We start from the raw sequence: 25,337 nt of genomic DNA on the forward strand, positions 1-25,337 counted from the left end.
TGTTCTGAGCAACAGGTCTCAATGTCTTCACAATTTCTCCCTCTCCTTCCCCAGACAAATTCCATGAGGAAAGAAAGTCTCTTCGCCAAAGAGTCCGGTTCTTAATAATATTTTCCGTCATTTAAAACAGATCTGTTGAATTCGATAGATTTTAATGTAGGCGTTAATATACACATTTTTATCATCATCATCTTTAACCATGTTAAATTAGTAAGTTAGCAACATCTTTCCACATACGTAAATTTTGGCGCGTTACTTGAAATGACTATATCTTCAAGAGCATGAATTTAAACCGGGCTTGCGGTGACAATTCAAGGATGGCCGCAAAACCAGCCCGTAACTCCCGGAGACCGGAGATATCAAGTCAAGAGTTGTAGGAGGAGGAGCATTACAGCCTCAAGGTAGCGTTTGCAAAGACGAACATTCATATCGGTCAGCTTCTGAGCTGGAATGCGATATGAATCGATTGATAAACGATAAAACTTAACCATCCGCAAGGATGGGGCGGAAAGCCTACAGGGTCTCCATGAGACAGCCAGGATGCCGAAATATCATAGAATTTCGGTATTCTGGCTTTTTTACATATTTCCCTGAGAACACTGAAATCTACTAACAGTCGCTTCATGGTCGAAGGTTGGGCATGAGCACAATCGAAGGATAACAACAACCCGAAGTGGTTTCTTCCACTCAAAAGGAATTTTATGAACAGCCTCAATGCACAGTATGAGATGTTGGCGCGAGCCGCCCAGAGAGACCCCAATTTTAACACCCTGGCACTTGCCGCGGGGGGCTATGGCAGCCCCATTCACGAAGGAGAGATGACTGGATTAACCGAAAAGAACAACCCCTCTGTAACGACCTGGCTGTGGGTTTTAGGCCTTGCTCTCAGCGCAACCTTGCTTTCGACTGCAGCCTTAATAATCCGCTGGCTGATACTGCGTTAAAGCAAGCTGTGCCCTCTCCCCCAGGGGGCCTCAAACTGACAAACAAAGACCTCGCCAATTTGGTGAGGTCTCTGCGGCTCTCTAAAGTTCCCCTGGAGGAAAATTCAAATACCCACCAATAATTTCTGTCAGTCACGACAGTTTTGTCAAACTCGACAGATTCTGATGGCGGTTTTTGCCTCATAACCGGTGGGTGCTCCTTAAATTTTACCGTTCAATAACAAGCACTTGGTTATTCATTACCACCTATTTATTTTTTTTTGGCGCGCTACGTGAAGACTCCATACCGAGAAGAACATGCACGTTAGTTATTTAATAACTGTCAAAGGAGATTTCATGAAAAGATTTATCGAACGGAAAGCTTATCTTTTATCGATGCTCGTACTGAGTGTTTTTGTCTGCACCCTGCCCGCCTACGCCGGTTCACATCACCGGAGCAGTGACGACAATGACCAAAATTCAACCAGTAGTACCTCCGCTGCAGGGCCCAAGGCCGTAAACCTCGGGACAGCCGGGGATTTTGTTATTCTGACAAAAACCGGAATCACCACCACTGGAACCACGGCAATTGTAGGAAACATGGGTGTTAGTCCTATCGTCGCAACGGCCATGACAGGATTTGGCCTGATTGCCGATTCGACGAATACATTTTCTACCTCGGCCTTGGTCACCGGGAAAATCTACGCAGCCGACTATGCTCCACCGACCCCGACCATAATGACCACCGCAATCGGCGATATGCAAACCGCGTACACCGACGCCGCCGGAAGAATAAATCCTGATTTTGCTGAACTCGGGGGCGGAGATATCAGCGGCAAGACTCTTCTTCCCGGCCTCTACAACTGGAGCACAGACGTTTTAATCACGAACGCCGGCATTACTCTCGCCGGTGGCCCGAATGATATATGGATCCTGCAGATGGCTGGCAATCTAACCGTGAACAACAGCGCCATGGTGACCCTCCTCGGCGGCGCCCAGGCCAAGAACATCTTCTGGCAGGTTTCCGGCCAGGCGACCCTCGGAACAGCGGCTGACATGAAGGGGATCATCCTGAGCAAAACGTTGATTTCCATGAATACCGGCGCAAAACTGAGTGGCAGAGCTTTGGCACAGACCGCAGTTACCTTAATCGCAAATACGGTTACGGCCCCTTAAGGCGTTCTGTTCAGGTATGGCAATAAGAAAAAAGACGGGCTGTCTGTGCGTAATTCAGCCTGTCTTTTTTTTGTCTCACCGCAAGATCCGTATTGTTCACAGGTATTGGCCGCTGAACTGACAATCTTGCCAAAAGCGGCGCCGATAATAATACCGACCGCCATATCCACAAGATTACCGCGCATCGCAAATTTCTTGACCTCATTGAGCATGAAGGCCTCCTTAAAGAAATGTTTGTTTAATCGAGAAAATATTTGCTCATCCAAAACAAACAACCCTGCTCATAAAAAAAATCACCAACAACTCACTTCAATCTCTATATAATTGCTCACTTGATCCAACCGACCGGGCCTAAAAGGGAGAGAGGCCCACGAAAAGCCATTTTTTTATATTTCATTTAAAGGACCATGCATGCCCTCCACCAATTCTCTCAGGCAAATTAGCAACACAACCGTGGGTCAACCGCATGTTAAATTTGCTCGATCGGCAATCATTGGAATATCAGAGGCATAAAAATAATGAACTGGCAGGTCTACATTCTTCTCTGCTCGGACGAATCACTCTATACCGGCATCACGACGGACATTGAGCGGCGGATGGCTCAACACCTGGATGGAACCGGAGCCAAGTATTTTCGCGGGCGTAAGCCGCAGCGCCTCGTCTATCTGGAGAGGGGACATGACCGCAGCAGCGTCAGTCGGCGGGAGGCTGAAATCAAGCGGATGCAGGTCAACGCCAAGCGACGGCTGATCGCCTCGCCACTGTTACAAACAAAAACAGCGACCAGGCCGAAAAGCGGCGCTGACAAAGAGTCGGCGATTGAGGTTTGAAAGTTGGCGTCCTTGGACCTCTGCATAATTTACACTTGATCGGTAGTAGAGATTCAAATATTCTATTTCTACGATGAATGGAGGTTGAACGATGCCGATATATGAATACCAGTGCAGCGGATGTGATACCCGAACTGAAAAAATCAGCCGGACCGACGTGCACGAAATTGACTGCCCGCAATGCAACGGGAAAGCACGACGAATCGTTTCAGTGGTTGCCGCCAAGGCCAATGATTCTGTGCCGGGGGCAGGTTGTCGCCCTTCGTCAGGATTCACCTGAGGCTAAACCCAATGAGCAGCGTGACTGCTTAAAACGAGAACCGAAACAAAAAAAGCCCGTTCAATTTGAGCGGGTTTTTTTCTGGCCAAAGAAAAACCCTCGAAAAAAGGAGGGCAAGCTTTTTCACTATTCAATAAACAAGTCCATTAGCGCGCTTCGAGGTACAGCACACTTCACTTGCAACGCAATTAAATAAGGGAGGCCCGAAGCTCGAGGAAGGGACTGTGTCTCAAAAGCCAACCAAGCAACTGCCCCCTGGCAAACTCAAAATCACCAGGAAGGTTGAAGATCCCGGGTTTTGATATATTCCCGGATGGCATCACGATCGTCCTCATTCAAATCCAGAAACTGCAGACCCAGCCCAACCGGCAGTGCCTTATTAAGCATCTTCTCTGGATGATTGACCCAGGCCACTCGTCCTGTGCAGACGATCTCCCTTCCCACCCCGGGGATGACAAATTTAATCCTCAGGGCAGAATCGACAAGCAGGATATCTTCGGTTTCGATGAAGACTCCTCCGGTGCTGAGATTAACCGAATAGTTGGATAACAGGTTCTGCTCCTCACCATAACGGATACTGATGCGTGCCTCGGCGCGGGGGGCGACCCGGGTGCGGACATGCAGGAAACGGTGGGCAGCCTCGGCGAAATGATGTTGTTTGATCGGTTTGAGAAGGAAATCATCACAGCCTGACTGGCGACAACGCTCCAGATCAGTGGGTCGGGAACCCTGAGTAACCATGACCACTGGGGTGTGACTTATCTCGGGGTCCGCCTTGATCCTCCGGCAGGCCTCATCACCGTCCATCTCTGGCATATGGAGATCCATGAATACCAGATCGGGCCGATGCTCCTTGGCCAGAGCGATGGCCTCAATGCCGTTGCGGGCCAGCAAAATTCGAAACCCCTCCCGCTGAAGAAAGGTCTTTTCCAACTCCAGAAAAAGTTCCACATCATCAACAAGCAATACAATGATCTCAGGCACTGGCTGTCCCCCTGCTTCTGCAATTATATCCATCGCCATCTGTATGTCCCGCCAGCCCTGACTACCATAAGGCAGTGAGTTAAAGAAAGAAGAGAAAAATTCACTTGCGAGGGGTACCGCAACGGCACGCTGTCCGTCCATTCACTGTCATCGGCAGCATGTGACAATATTAACCAACGCCGACAGCTTGTCAATCTTAAGCGACTCAAATCTTTTTTAGATAGTAGCCAGAGATTCGGTTCCCGTGGTTACAAAGGGGGTTAGAGCTAACGTTCAATTCGCAACCAATTCAAGAAAGCCTACGAGCCGGACCAACTCAACCCACTCCTTCCGCTGAACTTTCCCCGCAAACTGCCTCCGAAACCCGCTTTCCATTGGGGTCCTCCCGTGCATCATGGGAGGATAAATATCACCAATCCACTGGTCCTGGCTCTTTTTTAACCAGCAGAATGGAACAGGGCATGCGGCGGATCAGCTCTTCGTTGCTGCGACCGAACAGGAAGTGCTCAAGCCGCCCTTCTTCGTGGGCAAGCATGATCATCAGATCGATCTTGTAATCATTTACTACAGTAATGATCTCCCTGTCCGGCTCACCCTCTCTAACCAGTTCGGACACCCTGAGCCCCTTCTCCCGCTCGCTGGCCACCAACTTTTCCAGATCCGCTTTGGCTTCCTCGCGCAGCTTCTCGTAGTCCTTTTTTAGAGACACCATCGGCAGATTCCAGCCTTCCAGGCCGAAAGGGTTGTGCATTACGTGGATGAGAAATAGCTCCGCATCATATTTTCTGGCCAGCGAGACCCCCTGCTGGACCGCCTCAACGCAGTTTTTTGTCATCCGGCTGACGACAAGGATTTTGTTGATATTTTTCATAATTGACTCCTTCCTGAGGTGATTCGAAACGAAAAACCACCATGATTTAAAGCGCTTGTTCAATTATCCTCTCGTCGAGAAGACCTGTCAAACCGGGAGAAGTAAAGGCAGATTTTAATTACCTTAGGGGACATCACTCATCAAAAAAATGCCGCACCTTCTCTCCTTCCCCACCCGTGGCAAAGAACCCAGCTAACTCCCGTCCGACCGTTTCCGCGCCTGAGTATTCGTTACAACAGGCACCTCATTGAACCTCGTCGGCGATCAGACAGGTATCCACTTTGCCCAGCCTGACGTGGCTCATGGAAAGGAAAGGATTTTTATTGCAATTCCAGACCAAAGAGGTAAACTTTATGCCATAATTTTCCGATCCACTATCAGGTCCCCACGTCGTGTAGACTTTATGGATTGCTGGATATCATCTCGTGTCACTGTGTGGAGGTCCAAAATGGCTAAATTCATTAAATCAGGGATCAGTGTAGGGCTTGCCCTCGTTCTGATGACAGGAGTTGTCTTTGCCGGGGAGAATGGGCATGAAGACCATTCCAGAGCATCGATGACCATGCACCACATGCACATCATGATTAATAATGCTGTAGCTATGGCAGCTGAGGGTTCAAATATGGTTATGACGGGACAGATGGATATGGCAAAAGGTATCGATAATATCAGCATTAAGCAGGGTCGAAAAATGATCGAAGACGCCGAAAAGCTAGCCACAGAGGTTCTAAATGGAAAAGCAATGAAAGCCCTGCATACTGGTGGTTATGGTCAGAATGTGTCCCCCGAAATGGCTTATACACATGAACTCGCGAGTGTTGCGTTAGCCTATATCCAGGCAATGAAAAAAATGTCTGCTTCTCCTGCATCCCATGAATAACAAGATCCAACGGATAAGGAGACGAGACACATCTTATCGAACGGCAGACAACAGCATGACAGCTCACCTTGATTCCAGGTACTTGCGCCGTCTTGCATTTTGTACTGCAAGGATGTCTTGTTTTACCCTGGCCTCAAAAATACAAAACGATTTGCTCAAATCAGGTCTTCATTTCTGAGAATGACAAATTGGCAGAGTTCTTGTTTATTCAGTGAGCGAATTCCTATAAAATATCGACAAACTTAGAGAACGCGACAATCAGCAAATCGACATGTAATTCGTCTACCGCGACGGATTGGTGCCGAAGGCTCATCTGCTACGTAAAATCGACAGAGTAATTGACTTCGCATTTATTCGCGAGACGGTCAAACATCTCGCTTGTCGCACCATCTGACTCAAACTCAAACCGCGAGATAAAAGCCTGCCCCAGACTTATAGTCGTATGCTCCTCCGGAATGGTTTTCTCTCTCGCCATCGTATTAATGGCTGGGTTGATCCCTCAATCTGTATCCGTTGTCACGCTTAAGTAAATGACTGAAAGAAGAAATCGTATGCAAAAGCCCATATTGATCTCTATCTGTCTGTTTTTTTTAACCCTCGCCGGTTGCTCAGGTGGTAGCAATAATTCGGCAGGCGCTGGGCAGAAGATTCACCCGGCGTCATGGAACAATGATCCACTGATCGGTCATCAACAGAACTTTCAGGGAACCTTGAGTGACAAGACTCCGTGGACGACCTGTGCCAATGGCGCTTGTCATGGGACCACTTTACAGGGAAGTTCAGGCCCGAGCTGTCAGAATGCAGCTTGTCACAACACTGGTACGAATGGCTGGCCACCGGCCCCTGCAAACCATATCGGCTACAGCCCCGCATCCAACGGGACACACGGTCTGGGGGCCAAGGGTGTGACTAACCCGGCACTAAGCATGGGCAATTACTGCCTCATGTGTCATGGGACACCTACAAATGCACTGCAGACCCGGTTTAATGGCGGGTTCGTGAGTAATCCGGCGATTCTCAATAATGCCAACGGCAACTGCTCCGCCTGTCACACCGCCGCCACGGCTCATCCGACAAACTGGGTGAGCACACGGCCCGGGAATGTTGTGAATCACAATGATGGCAACATCACTGCCCATCCCAACATCAAGAGCGATTCCTGCGCCCTGTGCCACAATACGACCAGTGGCAGCCCAAATAGCAGCCCATTCCCTGGCGCACCGACTTGCTTTGATAGTGGTTTTAATGGAACAAATAACTGTCATCCGGGCGGACCGGGTGGCGCCGGACACGTTACACTTGCCAAGGACGGAATCGACTATACGCAGCCGGATCTCCATGGTCCGGACGCCAAGGCTAACCTGATCTACTGCCAGACCTGTCATGCAACGGCCGGTGGGGCCGGCAGCAATCCGCGCTTCAATATCCCCACGGGCCGTTTGTCAGCAGGGTCAGGGCTCGGCAACAACATTCAAAATGGGTGCGAACTTTGCCACCCGATTGGTGCTGCACACCCGACCGGCCAGGATCGCTGGACCTTTAACACGGATACGGCCTATCCGACCCGGCGCACGCACTTCGCTGCCGGGCTTGACGGAACCAACCCGCGTAACCTCAGTGGCTGTTCGCTCTGCCACAATGTAACGGCTGCGGATAGCAACACGTCGCCGGCCAAGGCCTGTACGACCTGCCATCTCAGCCTGACTGCTACCGGGCCGTCCAAAGGACTCCTCTGCACCTATTGTCATGCCGCGCCGCCTGCCGGTTCAGCTGATCTAACCGGTGGAACAGGGGTTAATCATATCGGAATTCTAACCGGTGGACTTGATGTCAGCGCTATCCCCCTGCACCAGAAGTGCTCGCTCTGTCATGGCGCCAGTGAGAATGGCACAACGGGCCAACTGGCGACGGCGTATCCGGCTGATTATCTTCTGACCAACTACACACAGGCCACGGCGAAGACAGATGCGACTTATGAGGGTGGGGATCACCTCGATGGCAACCTCGAAATGAATGTCGGTGGAGCAGGCTACAGTCGAAGCAACACTCCAGCGTACAGTTGTACCAAATCCTGTCATGCTACCGAAGTGGGCCATGTTTTCACCAACTCGGGCTTGACGCTTGAATCGGGAAATTTCGGCTCCGGGGCCTGCAACAGTTGTCATGATTATCCACCGAACGGGGGTGCCTGGCCTGATGGTCGTGCCTTAAGCAGCACCAATCACCTTTCCCTTGGGCCATTAGGTAGAACAGGCGCCGGACTGACAGATGCCCAGTTCTATGCGAACCATGATGTCTGTGCAGTCTGTCATGGGGTGAAGGGGAACAAGACCCCGCCCACCCTGGCGACGGCCCGAACCGGAGCGGTGGACTTAAGCCTCAGCGGTGGTGATAAATATCTCGAGCCGGATTATCACAACGACGGCAAGGTGCAGATGAATGGTTATGATGCCACCGTACCGGGAGCTGATGCTACGAGTGACAACAATGCCCGCTATGATGGAGCCGGTGGCTGTACGAATGCCTGTCACCCTACAGGGACCAGCTATAAATTGACGCCTTCAGGGGCGAATACTGTCCAGAAGCGAGAATTCGGCGGCGGGTGTAATGCTTGCCACGGATATCCACCAACCTCTGGAGCTCATACAAAACATGCTGGCGGAGGCTCAAACTACTCGTATGATTGTCAAGTTTGTCATACCAGCCCATTCGATGGAACGACGCATAACCAGAGCGGGATGACCCCAGGCTCTGGCACCTTGAACCCTGCGCTCGTGAATATTAAAGCGCAGTTGGGAGGATTCGGGAATATTCCCGCGGCAGGCACTTTTGATTCGGTAACAAAAAATTGTTCCAATACCTATTGTCACGGTACCGGTACGCCCACATGGAGCCCTGCAAGTGCCGTCAGTTGCGGCGACTGCCATGGTGATGCCAATGGCCGCCCGGGGACCCCTGGATCCGGAGGAAACCATTTTACCCCGGGGCACTCGACCACGGCGACCAACTGTGATTTCTGCCATCCGCATAACGGCAATGATGTCCTCCAGCACGTAAACGGGCCTGCAGATAAGACCAATACGCCTTATCGGTATGTGGCCACGGTTGGAACAACAGGGACGGCCAACAACAAACTTGGAACCCATACTTACGGAAACGTCACCCTTGGGACTGAAGCGTCCACTCTGTTCAGCTATACCCAGAGTACCTGCAGTTCCAATGCTGCTGGATGCCACGTCTCTCCTGGCAAATGGGGGGGGACAGGCGCCTGCGATGCCTGCCACTTTGTCGGTAACACCGTCGGTGCGCCAGAGGTAACCTCATCCAGTACGCACGTCAAAACGACAACGACTGGGGCTTTTGGGGCCTGCACTGATTGTCACTCCGGGCATGTTGGCAGCGGCGGGGTCACCATCGAACTTCCGCCGAAAAATTGGCAAAACCCGGTTGATAACAGCGAAACCCACGTGACTGGTGACATGCAGACCGCGCTGGGGATCGACTACACCACGCACGGCGGCATCAACCTCGGTGGACCGGGGACTGTAAACAGCATCAGCACCAAGGGCACTGAAGCCGAAATCTGCTGGAGTTGCCATGATGCCAACGGCATCGGCGAACTGGCAAGCGGCGGTGGAGCGACCTACAAGTTCGGTGTGCTGTCGACCTCGCAAACCCTTACCGCCAACCATGTCTCTGACTGGACCACGCCGAATGCCTGGCGGATTGATGCCTATGCCAGTATCCTGACGCGACCGATTGCTTCGGTCCACTCGGTCAACATGAGCGGCACCGTCGGCCATTCATCGTCAGTGACCAATAACGTCGATGCCAGTGGTCGAGTCAATCGCGGTGCACTCAATGGTTTTCTCCCGGGCAACGCATCAGGGCAAGGAAATTCCAGTGCAGTTGTCCTTGAAGACAAGAAGTACATCCGCTGCAGTTACTGTCATGATGTTCATTCACTCGGACGAAACGGATATAAGCCTGCGGGAACCCCTTATCTGCGCGGTTCCTGGCTGAGCGACCCCTACCAGGCCGATGTGCCGCCGAACGGAGACTATAACGTCTCCACCAATTATTTCATCGCCGCCCAGACCAACGGCATGCCGCGGGTCAAGGCCGAGAGCATCGGTGACGGCTATTATATCGATCAAAACAGTGGTAATCCGACCAGTGGAAAAACCCTGGCAAATTCAGCCGGACTCTGCACCCTGTGTCATGGCAGCGATGTTGACAACATGGATTACTACACCAGCAGCAGCCTGTGGCGCACCACCAACGGTCACAGTAACGCGGCTATCGGTGGCATGGGCAGCAACGCGCGTAATCTATTCGATGCCCGCCGTGGCCTTTCCACCTATTTCATGGCAATGCAGGACAGGATCAGCGCAGCCACCAACAGCGGAACGCTGCCCTGGGGGCCGATCCTGAACCGTACCAAACCGGATGCCGTACGTAATTCGGGTTGGTACGGAGGCACGGTCGGGTCGATCACCCCTGGAGGTGGTTATAGTGCCTGGTACAGTTTGAATGGTATCGGGAGTCACACCGGAGTTTCCGGCGACCTGGCGCATGAGTTCAGCTGTTCGAAGTGCCATAGTCCGCATGCGACCGGTCTGCCTGCACTACTGAAAACCAACTGCCTTGATGTCCAGTTGAACGCCTGGACCAACTCAAGCAACTCGGCGGTCAATTACAATGCTGCCCAGGCTAACAACTGCCACCGCAAGACCAGCACCACCGAAGGTTGGAACAATTTGGCCCCGAAGCAGTAAACCAGCCGGAATATGCGGGCGTTTCGACGCCCGCATATTCCGGCTGGCCCGTGACCTGAGCCTTGGCATTGCAATAACCCTGAACGCTCAACAATCAAATCAACCTAAAAGATCTGGAACCTTAAATTGGATAGCGAGGACCGCCCCTTTTTTTCTAATTAAGAAACGGTCCCGTCTGCCAGGGGCCTCAACGGCCTGCGCCGGAATCAGGGATACAGGTCCGGCAACCGCGCAGTAATTACGGCATTCGAAGTCGCTTGCCAGTTGGCGATAAGATCAGCCAACGCCTGACCATCCCATTCACTACCTGAAACCCCATACAGACACTGATCGAGGGCATCCAACTCCTGACGCAGGATCGGATCGGCGGCCTGTGCCAACTGTTCATAAGCACTCCCCTGCGCTGCGGGCCAGAGAATATGTGTCCAAACCCGCAATGCCTGCCGCGTCGTCTGGGGATCGTTGCGCCGGGCAGCTTGCACCACCGCCTTGCGGGCCGACTTTTCGGTGGGCTGAAGATCGACAACGGACGGCTTTGGACTGGGCTGAGCGCGCCGCCACAGACGCCAGAGCAGGACCAGAGTCAATAACCAGCCGAGCCCCAGAGCGAGACTGAGCCAGGGCCAGAAACCGGACAGTGGGTGGACTGCAGCAGGGCTCGCAGGTGCTGGTGCGGCGGGCAAGGAATTCTCTGCGACCGACGGCTCGCCAGACGGGCGTACTACTGGCGGAGGTGCGGGCGATGCCGGGCTGGTGAGTGCTGCATCGGTTGACGGCGCGACCTCAAGGTCAACGGCATCGAGATGAGCCTTCTGCCAGCGGCCGCTGGTGACATCCCACCAGTCGAGGTCAATGGCCGGCAGGGTAAACTTGCCGGCCCGGGTCGGGACTATGGCTATCTTCTGTTCCAGCACCCCGGTAATCCCGCTGCTGCTCTGCAGATCTTTACGCTTGGGTTGATCAGGATAGGTTTTAAATTCGGCCGGCATCTCCGGTTTCAACTCCGGCAGCTGGGCCGCCATTACGCCGCTGGCGCCCAGGTGCAGGGTGCGCGTCGCCGGCTCACCGACGGTCAGTTTGGGCGGATGTTTCTGCCAGTCATCTTGCAGATCAAGACTGTTGGCCGGAATCCACGAGCGACGGCCGATGTCTGCTGGCAGCGACAAAACCTCGACCTGCAGCGGCTGAGAGGTGCGCCGCACCCGCTTCCCCTGCTGGCCAAAAGGATCGAAACGCGTGCGGCCGGCGGCGATGCTGCCATCAAACTGCAACGCGGGAATCTGCATCGTCCCCACCCCCTGCGGGAAAATCGCGTAGTCGCGTTCGATCACCTGATAGAGCTGGCCATTACGACGGGTTTCATAACTGCGATCGTCTCCCAGTTTCTTGACCACCGCAGACATGCCGGTCGGCTGTGGTTCGTTCAACTGGCCGTCAAGCAGGTCGACGCGCCTGAGCAGGCTCACCTTGAATAACAGTTGCCCCTGGGTCACAATTTTATGCGGACTGACCTCGGTCTCCAGCAGCAGCGCATCATTTGAGCCGCTCCCCTTGGCCGGAGTCTTCGAAATCTCAATCGGCAGCGGGAGTGAACAATCCTTGCCGAAGCAGACCGCCGGAACCATCACGGTCCCATGGCCGCGGGGCATCAGGGTCAGGCTGTAAACCACTGAGCGGCTAAAGCTGCCATTGACAATCTGCACCTGGCTGCTCTGGGACCGGTTGAGGATCTCCCAGTTCTTCTCCAGTGCGCTCAGGTCAGGTTCACCATCGGGGCTGCCGTCGACCCGAAGTTGCAATTGCAGGCTTTCGCCGGCGGCAATCCGGTCGCGGTCGGCCACGGCCTGAACCGTCGCCGCCCGAGCACCGCTCCCCCAGAGAATAAAGACCAGCAGAGGGATAAGAACAATACGCCATCTGTTTACCATGATCGATCCGTTTCGGTTTGATGACCGCGCTGGCGGTATTGATAAAGAAATTTGCGCCGCATCAAACCACCCGGGTCATCGGGGATCTGCTGCAGCAGCATACGCGATTCGCGCTGCTCGGCCGTCTCGGGCGGCGGCTCTTCAGACCCGGCGACAGAGCTGAGCTTGTCGTCGGGATTTTTCTCGGCAGGCTTCGGTTTCTGCGCCTCAGCTGTTTTGTCCTGCGCAGAGGAGGCGGGCGGCTTGTTCTGCGCTTTTTTATCTGCCGCGGCTTGCGCCGACGACTGATCCTTCTGCTGCTTCTCATCACTGCCAGATTTACTCTGGTCGTCCTTTTGTTTGCCCTGCTTATTCTGATCAGCCGCCGAGGGCTGCTTTTGTTTCTGCGCTTTATCCTGGTTCTGGTCGGAGGCTTTCTGTTGATCATCAGATTTTTGCTGTTGATCGCCTTTGGAGTTCTTATCACCTGGTTTTTTCTGCTGGTCCTTTTTCTTCTGCTTTTGTTTCTGCAGCTCCTTTTCGACCAGCTCCTTGTTATATAAGGCGTCGGCGTGGTCCGGTGCTTTTTTCAAGGCCTGTTGATAAGCCTTGAGAGCGCCCTGCAGATTTCCCTGTTTCGCCAGCGCGTTCCCCTGGTTGTAAAAATCATCGGCCGTCTGCGGCTGTGCGAGCAACTTGGCGGCGGCACTATATTTTCCGGCTCGATATAGCGCACTTGCCTTCCAGCGTGCATCCTCAAAGCGCGCGGCCGCGCCGGTGTAATCCTTATGGTTGAAGGATTGCTGCGCCTGCTGATTGGGGGTTCGCCACAGCTCCTGCCAGCTGAGCGCCTGGGCGGGAGCAGGAAAAAGAAACATCAGGGGCAAGACCAGCAGCCAGCCGCGGCGAAAGGCGAACGCGGCCAACAGCGCCAGCGGCCAGAGCAACCAGACCCCCTCTTCACGCCAGATATCCCCGGAGACCGAGGAGCTCTGCCCAGACTGGTCGAGGCGATGTTTGTCCAGCCCGGAAAGCAGACTATGCAGGTCAGCATCATCGACACTGATACTGTGGTAGGGGCCTCCTCCAGCCTTGGCCAGCCGCTGCAGGCCGGCAACGTTCAGCTGCGGCAGCACCAGATTACCGGTCGCATCCTTGAAAAAACCACCGCCCGGCATAGGAATGGGTGCACCCTCTTTGGTTCCGACGCCGAGCACCGCCAGGTCATATCCCTGACTTGCCAACTGACGAGCGGCGTCCATGCTGGAGTCAGGCCGGTCTTCATCGGTCACCAGCAACAAGCGTCCCTTCTTCAGTCCCGCCTGTTTCAGGAGTTCCTCCCCCAGCCGCATGGCACGCGCCGGATCACTCCCCTGGGCGGGCATCATCGCGGGGTCCAGACTTTTCAACAAGGCTTCGATGGTGTGCCGGTCTTCGGTCAGCGGCGTCACGGTAAACGCATCAGCAGCGAAAACGATCAGGGCGGTCTGTCCCTCTTTACGCTGACGCAGCAGATCTTCAATTTTGAGCCGTGCGCGTAAAAAACGGCTCGGCTTTAGATCGGCTGCCTGCATCGAACGGGAGAGATCGAACAGCACCACCAGCGCCGATTGCGGCCTGAAGAGCGGCTGCGGCTGACGTTTCCAGACCGGCCCGGCGAGAGCCAGAAGCGCCAGCAGCAGCCCGAGCAGCAACAGCCAGAGCGGCCAGTTGGCACGCCGCACCGAACGCCCGAGCAGAAGATGCGGCAGCAGTTCGGGATCACAAACCGCCTGCCAGCTGCGGCTGCGCAACTGGCGACGCGCCAGCCAGACAAGCAGCAGCAAGGCCGGGGGGAGTCCCCACAACCAGTCGGGACGTAAAAAGTGAAACTCGCTCATCCGCGCCTCCTGCTGGACAATGACGGCAGCTGTGGCACCAGGATCAACAACAGCGCCCCGACCAGCGCCGCTGCCAACGGCCAGAAGTAGAGCTCGGAGATCGGCCGATAGACGTCGCGGTCACGCACGACTGGCTCAAGTCGATCAAGCTCGGCGTAGATTTTGGCCAGCTGTTCGGTGTCGCGGGCGCGGAAATAACGACCGCCGGTCTTCTCGGCGATGGCGGTCAGGGTCTTCTCATCCAGATCGGCCGAAGGGTTGATGGTCTGTCTGTAGAAGAAACTGCGCACCTCCATGCTGTCGGCACCGATCCCGATGGTGTAGATTTTCAGGCCTTCACGGGCCGCGAGTTCGGCGGCCTTGAGCGGCGCGAGCTGACCTGCGGTATTCGCCCCGTCGGTCAGCAGGATCAGAACCTGCTTCTTCCCCTCCCCCGCCTTCAGACGTTTAACCGCCAACCCGATGGCATCGCCGATCGACGTTCTTTCCCCCGCCAGCCCCAGGGCGGATTCATTCAGCAGCTGCTGAACCGTGTGCCGATCGAAGGTCAGCGGTACCTGCACGTAGGGTTTTTCACCGAAGAGGATCAACCCGAGACGGTCACCGACGCGGCGCTGAATAAATTCTCCGGCCACGGCCTTGAGGGCGGTGAGCCGATCGACGGTTTCGTTGCCGAGTTTAAAATCCTTGGTCTGCATGCTGCCGGAGAGATCGACCGCCAGAAGCAGATCGCGCCCACTGACCGGCAGTTCAATCGGATCCCCGAGCCATTGCGGTCTGGCCGCAGCACCGACCAGCAATAACCAACACAACAGCGCCAGAGGGATCTGCCAGCGGCCCTTGCGCTGAACTTGCTGATGCCGGGTCTCGCCGAAGGGGGAGAGATTCGGCACCCAGAGCGCGGCTTCTTCAGCCGCCAGGGCCGGGGGACAGAATTTGTAAATCAACCAGGGGACAATCAGCAGAAGAAAGGCCCAGGGCCAGGCAAATTGAATCATCGGCCCCTCCAGAAAGATAAGGATCGCGGGGGAAGTTTTTTCAGCCAGCTGCGGCAGAGCGGGATCAATTGCGAGCCTTCGATCTCGGCGGCAGGTCGATAGGGAGCCACACCCAAAACCTTTCCAGGGCCCGAAGAAAAGGGGCGGTCAGGAAAAGGACGATCCAGAAATTCAAGCCAGGCGTCACCGCTCAACCCCGCAACCTGATGGCGGGGAAAATGACTGATCGCTGCCTGACGCAGCAGCCGCGACAGCGCCGTCGCCAGTTCATTGCCCCTCAGGGTTTGCAGACTGTCGAGTTGGCGAAGTGCCAGCCGCCGCAAGCGACGGCGCTGACGAAAGCGGATAAACAGCAGCAGACCCAAACCCAGAAGAATAATGATTCCGAGCAACAGCCACCAGCCCGGCGCCAGCGGCCAGTAGCCGATTTTCGCCGGCAGGTGGATATCACGCAGCGGGAGATCGGGCGGAGTTATGGCCGGATTTATGGCTGATGACGGGGTCATTGGCCTGCCCCTTTCACCCCGGTCAAACATTCAAGCGGATCGAGATCGGTCGGCAGGGAGTAGAGGCGCGAACGCTGGCGGCGGCAAAAGTCGTGCAGCAGTGCGCGGCGCTCAACAAATTTACGTTGATAATCCTGACGAGCCCTGAAATCTGAGGTGGCGATGGTCAGATCACGCGCGCCATCGCTCAGACGATAGGTCCCCGCAGGCGGAAGTTCGGCCTCGAGGGGGTCGAAACAATGCACCAGGCCCAGTTCGCAATGCCGGCTCAAAAGCGCCAGCTGTTTCTCGACCGATTCGTCCCACTGGCTGAAATCGCTCAAAAGCAGAATCAGGCTCCCGGGCCGGGCGACCCGCTGCAGACGCTGCAGGGTTTCGGCCAACCGTTGTTGCGGGGCGAAGGGCTGGTGGGGCGCGCGTTGCCAGGCCGGATCGGCGACCATCTGGCGCAACAGCTGCAGCACCCCCTTCTTCCCGAGCTGCGGGCGCAGTTCGAGGTTGCGTTCTTCGGAGAAGATGAAACCACCGACCCGGTCGCCGCGCGCCTGCGCCTGCCAGGCGAAGAGTGCCGCCAGCTGGGAAGCCTGCACCGCCTTAAACCGGCCACGGGTGGCGAAGAACATCGGGCGCCGGTAGTCGAGCGCGATCAGCACCGGGCGCTCGCGCTCTTCATGAAACAGCTTGGTGTGGACCTTGCCGCGCCGTGCCGTGACCCGCCAGTCGATGCTGCGCACATCATCACCTGGCAGATAGGCGCGGACCTCGGCGAACTCCATGCCGCGCCCGCGAAAGCGGCTGTGGTAACCGCCGTTTAGCGCGGCAAGCTGCCGTCCGGGTTGCAGGTTCGACGGCAGCAGCCGGTCGCCCAGCGCAATCAATTCGGCCAGATCGATGGCCACCGGCGAATGTTTTAAGGATGAGACATTGAGCGACATCAGGGCACCGGCACCCGCGCAATCAGTTCAGCAATCAGGCGGTCGGCATTCATCCCGTTGGCCTCGGCCTCATAACTGAGAATCAGACGATGGCGCAGCACATCGAAGGCCAGGTGCTGGATATCTTCGGGCAGCACATGATCACGTCCGGCCAGCCAGGCGCGGGCGCGAGCGCAACGATCGAGGGCGATACTCGCCCTGGGGCTGGCACCATACTGAATGGCATGCTGCAGATCTTCACCGTAAGGCTGTGGGTTACGGGTCGCCAGCACCAGCTGCAGCAGATACTCTTCGAGATTTTCGGCCAGATAAAGATCGAGCACCTGTTGCCGCGCCTGGCGCAGTTCGTTGGTCGACAGAGGAGCAAATTCCCGCGGCCTGATGGTGGCGTCAATCTCCTCTGCGGCTTCCCGCCGGGCCAGCCTCAAAATCAGACGTTCACTCTCGACGTCAGGGTAGTCAACCCGCACATGCAGCAGAAAGCGATCGAGTTGGGCCTCGGGGAGCGGATAGGTTCCCTCCTGTTCGATCGGATTCTGGGTCGCCATGACCAGAAAAGGGTCAGCCAGCGGGTAGGTGGTCTGGCCGATACTGATCTGGCGCTCGGCCATCGCTTCGAGCAACGCCGACTGCACCTTGGCCGGGGCGCGGTTGATCTCGTCGGCCAGGATCAGGTTGTGAAACAGCGGACCTGGCATAAAAGCGAAGGAGCCCTCCTGGGCACGATAAACATCGCTACCGGTCAGGTCGGCCGGGAGCAGGTCGGGGGTAAACTGCACCCGGTGAAAGCTCCCCTCCAGCAGTTCACCCAACTCCCTGATGGCACGGGTTTTGGCCAGGCCGGGCGCGCCTTCGACGAGTAAGTGGCCGTCGGCCAACAGCGCAATCAACAAGCTCTCGACCAGCTGTGGCTGACCGATAACCTGGAGGGTAAGAGCGTCTTTCAACTGACCAAAACGTTGCTGCAATAATTCCATGAGAAGCATCCTTGTGTCGTAAAAAGCCTGTCAAAATCCCCTCGAAACTTTAATCAGCTTGAGCGGTTAAAGCAAGGAGCAATCCCCCGCTCCCGCCCATCGCCAAAACGATGGGAGGGAAGCGGAGAACCTACATCACTCCTTGGCGGGTGGAGTGTCTTTGGCCTGCGGTTTTGCGACCGGGCGCGGTTGAACCAGGGTTGCCCGGGTGTAGGCGGCGAGGTCATCCTTCAGCCCTGGAGACACCTTGAACAACCAGGGTTGGTCTGAGACCTGCAACTGCAGATCCTTGCCATCAGCCCCTTTGATGAACTGATAGCTGCGCTGGCGGCCATCTGCCAGGCTCAAGGCGACATTCAAAACAACCGGACCGGCCAGCGACTGCTCGGGTTTGCCTGCCACATCGAGGATAGTCAGATTGGCCAGTTTATTGAGCAGTTCGGTAACCTTCGCCGCATTGGTCTGCTCGCCGTCTTTCAGGTCGGCGACCTCCAGCTGTTTCCCCTTCTTCACCAGTTGGCAATCCGCCAGAGTGAGACCGGTGATCTGCCCGTCGCTCAGATGCAGCTGCCCTTTATCGACCCAGTCTGCGGCCTTCAGACTGACCTGATAGGTGCTGAACGGTATGTCATAGACATTTTTTTCACCAGCGACCCGGGCATGGACCTTACGAAACCCCGGCGAGCTGCCAAGCAGCAGACTCCCGAGTTCCTTATCCCCGTGCCGCAAGGTCAGGCGACGTTCGAAACTGTCATCGGCCACCTTAAAGCGCTTGTCGGCGCTGTCATTTTCGGCCACCGGCCAGGGTCGCCGCAGGTCGGTCAGGGACTTCAGCAGTCCATCAATTTTCGCGCCATCTGCCAGGGCGCCGAAGTGAGCGGGCAGGGTCCAGTGACCATCCTGCTTTTTCAGCACCAGCTGCTGTTTCTCGGGCCCTTCAATCGTTAACTGATCCGGGGTGTCATTCCCCAGGGCAAGCAGACGCTCAGTCGCGTCAAAAGCCTTGAGATGATCACTGTTGATCCCCAGCGCGAAAGCCAGACCGATCTGCGCCAGCAACAACAGGCTTAATAAGATTAATTTAGTGCGCATCTTCAGCTCCTCCCTTCCAGCAGCAGTTGATAGCGCCGCTCCACACTGCGTTTTCGCAAACGATAGAACAAAAAGACCAGCAACAGGCCGAACAGCTCCAGCCCATAGTTGAGATACTCGTACTCCATCTGCACCTCACGGCTCAATGGCAGCAGCGTACGCGAATAGTGTCCGCGACTGCGGATACTCAGGAGACCGGCATCTTCCAGGGACCAGTCGAGGGTATTTTCAACCAGCTGCAGCGCACCCAGCTCCTGTTGACCGGCGACACTTGACGCCAGCTGCAGGGTCTGGTCACTGAGAAAATCGCTGGAAGAGAAGAGGATCAAACGCGCCGATTCGGGCGAACGGTCAATCACCGTCGCCAGTTGCGGGGCCTTCTCGCTCGTGGTTTTAGCCTTAGCTGTTTTCTCCGGCGCCTCCAGCAGAGGAGAGGGTTTCCCTTTGAAGTAGGAGTCGAAACGACCTGTCACAGCGACCCCTAAGAGTTTTTCGCCCAGGTCCGTTCCGGGTGAGAAGGCGGCCTGCCCGTTTGCCGCAAGACGCGGAATCAGGTTGAGCTGACCAGAGGTCCAGGAGTCGGCAGAACTCTTAAGCAGCCAGTCGACCTTTTTCCCGGCGGTCTTCGCGGTGTCGAGCTGAATCGGTGACGCCCAGTCGATCATCACCCGGTTGAGGGATTTGGTCACCGCCAGATCAGGGTTCAGTCCCTGCCCGCGGACATCAACAAAATACGGATAGGGGACCATACGCAGTTCACGAATATTCAGCCCGTTCAGATTGCGCATGACCGGAATCGGGAAGGGTTGGTTGCGACTGTCGAGCACCATTTTCTGTTCGAGGCTCAACCCCTTCTGCTTCAGCCAGTCTTCCACAAGCTTGTTCGGCTGGAGCTTGGCGGTCAGGCTGTCACGGCTTAAGCTCACCTGATAGGGAGAAGCAGCCAGCATTACCGTGCCGCCCTTCATCAGAAATTGATCGATGGCAAACAAGCCTTTCTGATTCAGAGCATCGGGCGCAGCGACGATCAACAGATCGGCGGCCTCAGGCACCTGTCCCTGATTGATATCAAAACTGCGCACATTGTGATTCTCTTCCAGCTTCTTGCGTAAGGCGTCGAAATGCTTGCTGTTGTCCATGCCATACTGGGCCATATAGGGGTTTGCCGCCGGTTGAGGCACAGCTAGTGCCAGGGTTTTCAGATACCCGGCCGAGAACCGTTTGAGTGTCGCTAGCAGGCTCTGTTTGAGCTCCTCCTTCTTAAACGATGGCGGCAACGGAACCTGCAACTGCTGTTCACCATCACTCAGGGTCAAATAGAAATAGAAGCGCTTGGTATCAAACAGACCGGCCTGCATCGGTTGAAACCCGAATTTAGTGCCAATCTTTTTAGCCAGTTCCCCACCGTTGGCATCTGGATCAAGCTGGACGAACTTCAGTTTCCCCTGGGCTTGATGCCCCAGGTCTGTCGCGAGCGATTGCAGGTCCTGCCGAAAGTTGCGCAAAAACTCGGGGAGTTTGTCATTACTGGAAATATATCCGGTCAGGGTAACCGGCCCGGTCAATGAAGCGAAGAGATCGCCACCCCCTTTAAAGCCATACATGACCTTCTTGATGCTGCGGGTCAGCTCATATTCGGGGTTGCGCAGTTCGACCTCGATCCCGCGATCGCCCTGTTGCTTGACCTCAATCAGGTCGCGGAAGTTGAGAACCTGAAACTGATCACCATACTGCACCAGCAGTTGGAAATAGGAATTAACCAAAGACGATTGATAGCGATCGGCGACCTGAAAAGGGACAGGTTTGATCCCATATTTCTGGTTGGCCTCGGCCTCGAGGGCCGGATGTTGTTGCGGGTCGATAAATTCGACATGCACTTTGGAACCACCGGCAATCTGATATTCACTGAGCAGGTCACGCAACCGCGGGACCAGTGGAGCCAATAGCGGATGGGTCTTGGCGCTGAAATACCCGCGGATCAATAACGGCTGCTGTAGTTGACTCAGATATTGCCGCGTCGCAGGTGAGATCGAATAGATATGCCCCTGAGTTAAATCGACACGCGCCTTGCCCAACTGTTGCAGCCAGAGATTACCGCCCAGCAGGTTGGCGACCAGCAGCAGCACCAGCAGACCGTAGGCGCGGTGCGAGGGCGCAGTCCGACCCTTGGCCCAGCGCAGTTTTTGGAGGCTGAGCAGAGTGAGGCTGAAGAAAACCCCGACCAGGCTCAGGTAATAATAAAGGTCGCGCAGATCGATCACTCCGCGCGTAATTGAGGTGAAACGCGAGCCGCTGCCGAGGAGCTTAAGCAGTTCTGCGCCGCGATTACCGAAAAACCCGGTCAGAAGATCACTGCCGAGCAGATAGAAAACCCCACAAACGAAGACGGTCGAGATCAGGCTGACAATCTGGTTGTCAGTGCGGGCACTCAAATAGAGTCCGATGGAGATATAAGCGGCCGCCAAAAAGAGCGCTGCTAAATATCCACCCCAGACCGGACCCCAGTCGAGCGGTCCGATAAAGCTGACCGTAATCGGGAGCGGCAGGGTCAAGAGCAGCGCCAGCGCCACGAGCGCCAGACAGGCGAAAAATTTTCCGGTCAGAATGTGCAGCGGTTTGACCGGAAGCGTCATCAGATGTTCGATGGTCCCCATGCGCCGTTCTTCACTCCACATGCGCATGGTAAGGGCCGCAACCAGAAAGATCAGCAGCAGAGGCATCCAGTCGAATAGCGGCCGTACATCGGCAATATTGCGGGCGAAGAAGGCATCGGCCCAGAAAAACACAAACAGACTCACCAGCAAAAACGAGCCAAGAAAGATATAGGCAACCGGCGAAGCGAAAAAACTGGACAACTCTTTACGGGTAACGCGCAGACTGTTACGCAACATTTTGCTTCTCCTCCCCGGCGGCAATCTGATGAAAAAGTTTCTCCAGAGAATGTTCCTCAGGCTGCAGGGCAAAGAGCTGCCACCCGGCGGCGACAACTTCGGCTGCAACCAGGGGCGCAAGGGCCAGTTGATCCTGTTGCGGATCCAGGCGATAGATGAAACGCCCGTCCTTTTCGGATTGCAGATCAATCGTTGCCAGAGACGACAGTTTTTGCAAACGGGCCATCAGCTGTTGCGGAGCGGCATCACAACTGAGCAACAGTCCGTGACCGCGCAATTCGTTAAGCTGTGCATCCAGGGCCAACTGGCCGCGCCGCAGAATGAGAACCCGGTCGCAGACGGCTTCAACCTCCTGCAGGATATGCGTCGAGATCACCAGCGTCGATTGCTCGCCGAGGGTCTTGATCAGACCCCGCATATGCTCAATTTGACCGGGATCGAGGCCGTTGGTCGGCTCATCCAGAATCAGAATATCGGGATTGTGCAGCAACGCCTGAGCGACACCGACCCGCTGACGATAACCGCGCGATAGGGTCGCGATGGCGGCCAGTGCTTTTTCACCCAGATCTGCACGCTCAATGGCACTCCGAATCGCCTTGGCCCGCGCTCCCGGTTCAATCCGGTGGAGGCAGGCGGTAAAATCGAGAAAATCAATTACGCTCATCTCGGGATAGACCGGACAGTTCTCCGGCAGATAACCGATTCGTTTCTGCGCCCTGCTCGGATGAAGAGCGAGGTCCTCGCCGCCGATCATAACCTTGCCGCTGTTCGGCTCGAGATAGCCGGTTAACATTTTCATAATGGTCGATTTGCCGGCACCGTTGTGACCGAGCAGACCAACAATCTCACCACGACCGATATTAAATGAGACATCGTCGACGGCCAGAAAATCACCGTACATACGACTGATTCGCTCAACACTGATCATTGATAATCCTTTCCCAGACATTACAGATTGACCACGAGCACAGGTTGAGCCCATTGGTTTAAAGGGTCAATCACTGCGCGCAGGTAAAATCTTGTTTCACGCCGGCATAAACTGCCCGGCTCAGATGAGGTCGTTCAGCTTGGGAATGAAAAAGGAGGAGGGCGTGACAGATGAGCAAGGGAAATTTCGCTGACAGAGATTTGAAACGAGGTCTGTGAACACTGTAAGGGCAGACAGGACTCATTCGCCCGGGAGATTTCTGGACTGGCGGTCAGGAGCAGGTCGACGCAATCGTCCAGATCATAGGCCGTGTTCAGGTCGTTAGAAGAGAGGGAATTGTCGAGAATTCGGGAAACTTCGGGAAGATAGGAAAAGTGTCTAAAGGGAGAAGCAACGTGGACATGCACACTCATCAAACTGAGCAGAATGAACAGCCAGAAGCTTTGTTTCCGGAGATATTGGAGGTACGCTTTTGCCATCGTCATCCGACCTAAATGCCCGAGCTGCAGGCCTGAACTGCAATCTTTACACCCTGCCTCATGCCGAGTCAAGCCTCTATCCTCAGGGTGCCAGCGGTCGGCCTCCCCGACGTTGTAGCCCTTCGATGCGCTGAATTCCGGCACGAGCTTCACTGGCGATATCTGGCGTTGACGCCAGCTCTATGGCCGAGAGCAGATAGTGGTAAGCACTGGTTACATAGCGCGTCTGTTGCAAGAGAATTTTGCCGGCCCCGAGATAAGCCCGATCGAGCCCAGGACTATTCTGTCTTTCGGCAATAAATCGCCGAAAGATCTTCAGCGCAGCTCTATCCTCCCCCCTGGACAGCAGATAGTCCCCCAAAGCCAAAGCTGTTTCAGGAGGAACCACCTTGCGTTCCTCTGGTTGCATCAGTCCCAGGTAGCAACGACTCGCGGCTTCCAACTCGCCAGCGGCCACCGCCCATGGAATGGTCTGAGGAGAGCAGGAATTCTGGTCCCAGACAGGTGTCTTTTGAAAACGGAAGCGTAAATGAAGACGCTCGACAACAAAAACCAGGCCCAGACCGGCCAGAAATCCGCCAATATGGGCTCCATGCGCAACCCCACCGCCAGAACTGGAGACGAGAAAGGGGACCAGGTTCTCAACCAGCAGATAAAATCCGAGCACCCAGCGCGCCGGGATCATCAACGAGGTCATGATCAGCGGGAAAAGAAAAACAAAGACCTTCACCCGGTTACGTGGAAACCACAGAAAATAACAGCCCATCACCCCTGAGATGGCTCCGGAGGCTCCGATGAGCGGCACGTTGGAATGGGGGACAAAGAGACCGAAGAACAACGTGGCGGCAACCCCGAAAAAGAGATAAGCACAGAGATATTTTAGCGGTCCGAGGCGATGTTCAACGTTATCGCCGAAGATGTAGAGAAAGAGCATATTACCGGCCAGATGAAACAGACCTGCGTGCAGAAATAATGAACAGAAGAGGCTGATCAGATTGAAGGACGCCGGTCTAAACCCGTAACGAAAGACCAGCAGATCATAGACGGTTATCTGATTTTGAATGGCGCTGATCGGGACCGGGCCATGAACCCCGAGCATGCGCAGATATTCGGCCAGCAATGGGTCATCCAGCGCGGGCGGCCGCCAACCTGCAGGGAGAGTTACGCCAAGATAAACCGTCACATTCAGCCCGATGAGTAACCAGGTCATCCAGGGGGTGGAACTGGCACGAGGTGAATCCCCTATGGGTAGAAACATGACATCTTCATTCTGGGGTTAGGGATGCACCAGGCTTAACCTATGCAGGATCAAGGCACAACCCGGGCACCGAATATGGAAACACTTTCAGATTATAACATTGGTTGCCGATACGCCAAATTTAGGCTATCTTCCGCGCAAAAGGAGTGACCATGACCCTGCTTTATCTGCTCGACATGATAGGCACCGCAGCCTTCGCCGCATCCGGCGCCTGGGCCGGTGTGCGCCGCGAAATGGATCTGCTCGGCGTACTGATTCTGGGCATGGTTACCGCCATCGGCGGGGGGACCCTGCGTGACATGCTGCTGGGCGACACCCCACCCTTCTGCCTCAAGGACGAAAACTACCTCTGGCTTTCGCTGATTGTCTCGCTGCTGGTTTTTTTCGGGCATCGCCACCTTGAACGACTCAAGCACCCCCTGCTCTACTTCGACGCCGTCGGCCTCGGCACCTTCGTCGTCATCGGGACGGGAAAGGCGCTGCAGTTCAACCTTGGCCCTTTCGGCGCCGTGCTGATGGGGATCATGACCGCGACCGCCGGCGGCGTGATCCGCGATGTGCTCTCCAATCGAGTCCCGCTGATCCTGCAGCGCGAGATTTACGCCTCGGCCTGCCTGATCGGCGCCGGCCTGATGGTCTCGCTCTCATATACGGCCTTACCGCAGAGTCTGATTTTTATTTTGGCCGCCTCCTCCGTCATCCTCCTGCGCCTGCTGGCGATCAATAACAACTGGGCCTTACCCAAAGCTCAATTACCCTGACCC

General features: G+C 55.4%; 19 protein-coding genes, 1 pseudogene and 1 riboswitch. Of the genes and pseudogenes, 7 read left to right on the top strand and 13 right to left on the bottom strand.

The features are described from left to right. Positions 1-471 precede the first annotated feature (471 nt). Positions 472-548, top strand: a riboswitch (cyclic di-GMP riboswitch). 153 nt (positions 549-701) lie between these two features. Then, a complete protein-coding gene (locus D888_RS0112190) occupies positions 702-944 on the top strand; it encodes a hypothetical protein (RefSeq protein WP_020676838.1) in 243 nt (80 codons plus the stop codon). Positions 945-1,280: 336 nt separating this feature from the next. Further along, complete coding sequence (locus D888_RS0112195) at positions 1,281-2,099, top strand: ice-binding family protein (RefSeq protein ID WP_020676839.1); 819 nt, start codon at positions 1,281-1,283, stop codon at positions 2,097-2,099. Between the two features lie 113 nt (positions 2,100-2,212). Here D888_RS0112195 and D888_RS24595 read toward each other — a convergent pair. Next, positions 2,213-2,311, bottom strand: a pseudogene (locus D888_RS24595) (MscL family protein); the annotation flags it as partial. 306 nt (positions 2,312-2,617) lie between these two features. Here D888_RS24595 and D888_RS21595 point away from each other — a divergent pair. Then, on the top strand, positions 2,618-2,929 hold the full coding sequence (locus D888_RS21595; protein ID WP_020676841.1) for a GIY-YIG nuclease family protein: 312 nt from the start codon (positions 2,618-2,620) through the stop codon (positions 2,927-2,929). A gap of 91 nt (positions 2,930-3,020) precedes the next feature. Next, positions 3,021-3,209 (top strand): FmdB family zinc ribbon protein, encoded by a 189-nt coding sequence (locus tag D888_RS23700; protein WP_083928850.1) that lies wholly within the window; start codon positions 3,021-3,023, stop codon positions 3,207-3,209. Between the two features lie 270 nt (positions 3,210-3,479). Here the strand turns inward: D888_RS23700 and D888_RS0112215 are convergent, their stop codons facing one another. Both D888_RS0112215 and D888_RS0112225 read right to left on the bottom strand, forming a co-directional pair. Next, entirely contained in the window at positions 3,480-4,193 is a 714-nt protein-coding gene (locus D888_RS0112215) for a TIGR02266 family protein (protein WP_026362368.1), read from the bottom strand. Between the two features lie 409 nt (positions 4,194-4,602). Continuing rightward, positions 4,603-5,064 carry a universal stress protein gene (locus tag D888_RS0112225; RefSeq protein ID WP_020676845.1) on the bottom strand — a complete coding sequence of 154 codons (462 nt, stop codon included), beginning with the start codon at positions 5,062-5,064 and terminating at the stop codon, positions 4,603-4,605. A 448-nt stretch (positions 5,065-5,512) separates the two neighbouring features. Between D888_RS0112225 and D888_RS0112230 the strand changes: the two genes are divergently transcribed. Both D888_RS0112230 and D888_RS0112240 read left to right on the top strand, forming a co-directional pair. Continuing rightward, the gene (locus D888_RS0112230) at positions 5,513-5,944 is read left to right on the top strand and encodes a hypothetical protein (RefSeq protein ID WP_020676846.1); all 432 of its coding nucleotides are present in this window, start codon (positions 5,513-5,515) and stop codon (positions 5,942-5,944) included. Positions 5,945-6,495: 551 nt separating this feature from the next. Beyond that, positions 6,496-10,722: a CxxxxCH/CxxCH domain c-type cytochrome gene (locus D888_RS0112240; RefSeq protein ID WP_020676848.1), complete on the top strand. Its 4,227-nt coding sequence runs from the start codon at positions 6,496-6,498 to the stop codon at positions 10,720-10,722. A 206-nt stretch (positions 10,723-10,928) separates the two neighbouring features. On the opposite strand, the gene D888_RS0112245 is transcribed toward D888_RS0112240, so the two are convergent. The 10 genes from D888_RS0112245 to D888_RS23205 form a co-directional block, all read right to left on the bottom strand. Next, positions 10,929-12,650 (bottom strand): BatD family protein, encoded by a 1,722-nt coding sequence (locus tag D888_RS0112245; protein WP_020676849.1) that lies wholly within the window; start codon positions 12,648-12,650, stop codon positions 10,929-10,931. Beyond that, positions 12,644-14,509 carry a vWA domain-containing protein gene (locus tag D888_RS0112250; protein ID WP_020676850.1) on the bottom strand — a complete coding sequence of 622 codons (1,866 nt, stop codon included), beginning with the start codon at positions 14,507-14,509 and terminating at the stop codon, positions 12,644-12,646. The genes D888_RS0112245 and D888_RS0112250 overlap by 7 nt, the downstream gene beginning before the upstream one ends. After that, positions 14,506-15,507 carry a vWA domain-containing protein gene (locus tag D888_RS0112255; protein ID WP_020676851.1) on the bottom strand — a complete coding sequence of 334 codons (1,002 nt, stop codon included), beginning with the start codon at positions 15,505-15,507 and terminating at the stop codon, positions 14,506-14,508. Before D888_RS0112255 ends, D888_RS0112250 begins: the two co-directional genes overlap by 4 nt. Further along, entirely contained in the window at positions 15,504-16,013 is a 510-nt protein-coding gene (locus D888_RS0112260; protein WP_020676852.1) for a DUF4381 domain-containing protein, read from the bottom strand. Before D888_RS0112260 ends, D888_RS0112255 begins: the two co-directional genes overlap by 4 nt. Then, positions 16,010-16,948 carry a DUF58 domain-containing protein gene (locus tag D888_RS0112265; RefSeq protein WP_020676853.1) on the bottom strand — a complete coding sequence of 313 codons (939 nt, stop codon included), beginning with the start codon at positions 16,946-16,948 and terminating at the stop codon, positions 16,010-16,012. The genes D888_RS0112260 and D888_RS0112265 overlap by 4 nt, the downstream gene beginning before the upstream one ends. Next, positions 16,948-17,925: an AAA family ATPase gene (locus D888_RS0112270; RefSeq protein ID WP_020676854.1), complete on the bottom strand. Its 978-nt coding sequence runs from the start codon at positions 17,923-17,925 to the stop codon at positions 16,948-16,950. The genes D888_RS0112265 and D888_RS0112270 overlap by 1 nt, the downstream gene beginning before the upstream one ends. Before the next feature lie 135 nt (positions 17,926-18,060). After that, on the bottom strand, positions 18,061-19,017 hold the full coding sequence (locus tag D888_RS0112275; RefSeq protein ID WP_020676855.1) for a DUF4340 domain-containing protein: 957 nt from the start codon (positions 19,015-19,017) through the stop codon (positions 18,061-18,063). A 2-nt stretch (positions 19,018-19,019) separates the two neighbouring features. Further along, a complete protein-coding gene (locus D888_RS0112280; protein ID WP_020676856.1) occupies positions 19,020-21,908 on the bottom strand; it encodes a Gldg family protein in 2,889 nt (962 codons plus the stop codon). Continuing rightward, positions 21,898-22,836 carry an ABC transporter ATP-binding protein gene (locus tag D888_RS0112285; RefSeq protein WP_020676857.1) on the bottom strand — a complete coding sequence of 313 codons (939 nt, stop codon included), beginning with the start codon at positions 22,834-22,836 and terminating at the stop codon, positions 21,898-21,900. The genes D888_RS0112280 and D888_RS0112285 overlap by 11 nt, the downstream gene beginning before the upstream one ends. Positions 22,837-23,397: 561 nt before the next feature. Then, complete coding sequence (locus D888_RS23205) at positions 23,398-24,573, bottom strand: rhomboid family intramembrane serine protease (RefSeq protein ID WP_083928852.1); 1,176 nt, start codon at positions 24,571-24,573, stop codon at positions 23,398-23,400. A 152-nt stretch (positions 24,574-24,725) separates the two neighbouring features. Between D888_RS23205 and D888_RS0112300 the strand changes: the two genes are divergently transcribed. Beyond that, a complete protein-coding gene (locus tag D888_RS0112300; RefSeq protein WP_020676860.1) occupies positions 24,726-25,334 on the top strand; it encodes a trimeric intracellular cation channel family protein in 609 nt (202 codons plus the stop codon). Positions 25,335-25,337: the final 3 nt, after the last annotated feature.

The organism is Geopsychrobacter electrodiphilus DSM 16401 (assembly GCF_000384395.1).
Lineage (GTDB): Bacteria > Desulfobacterota > Desulfuromonadia > Desulfuromonadales > Geopsychrobacteraceae > Geopsychrobacter > Geopsychrobacter electrodiphilus.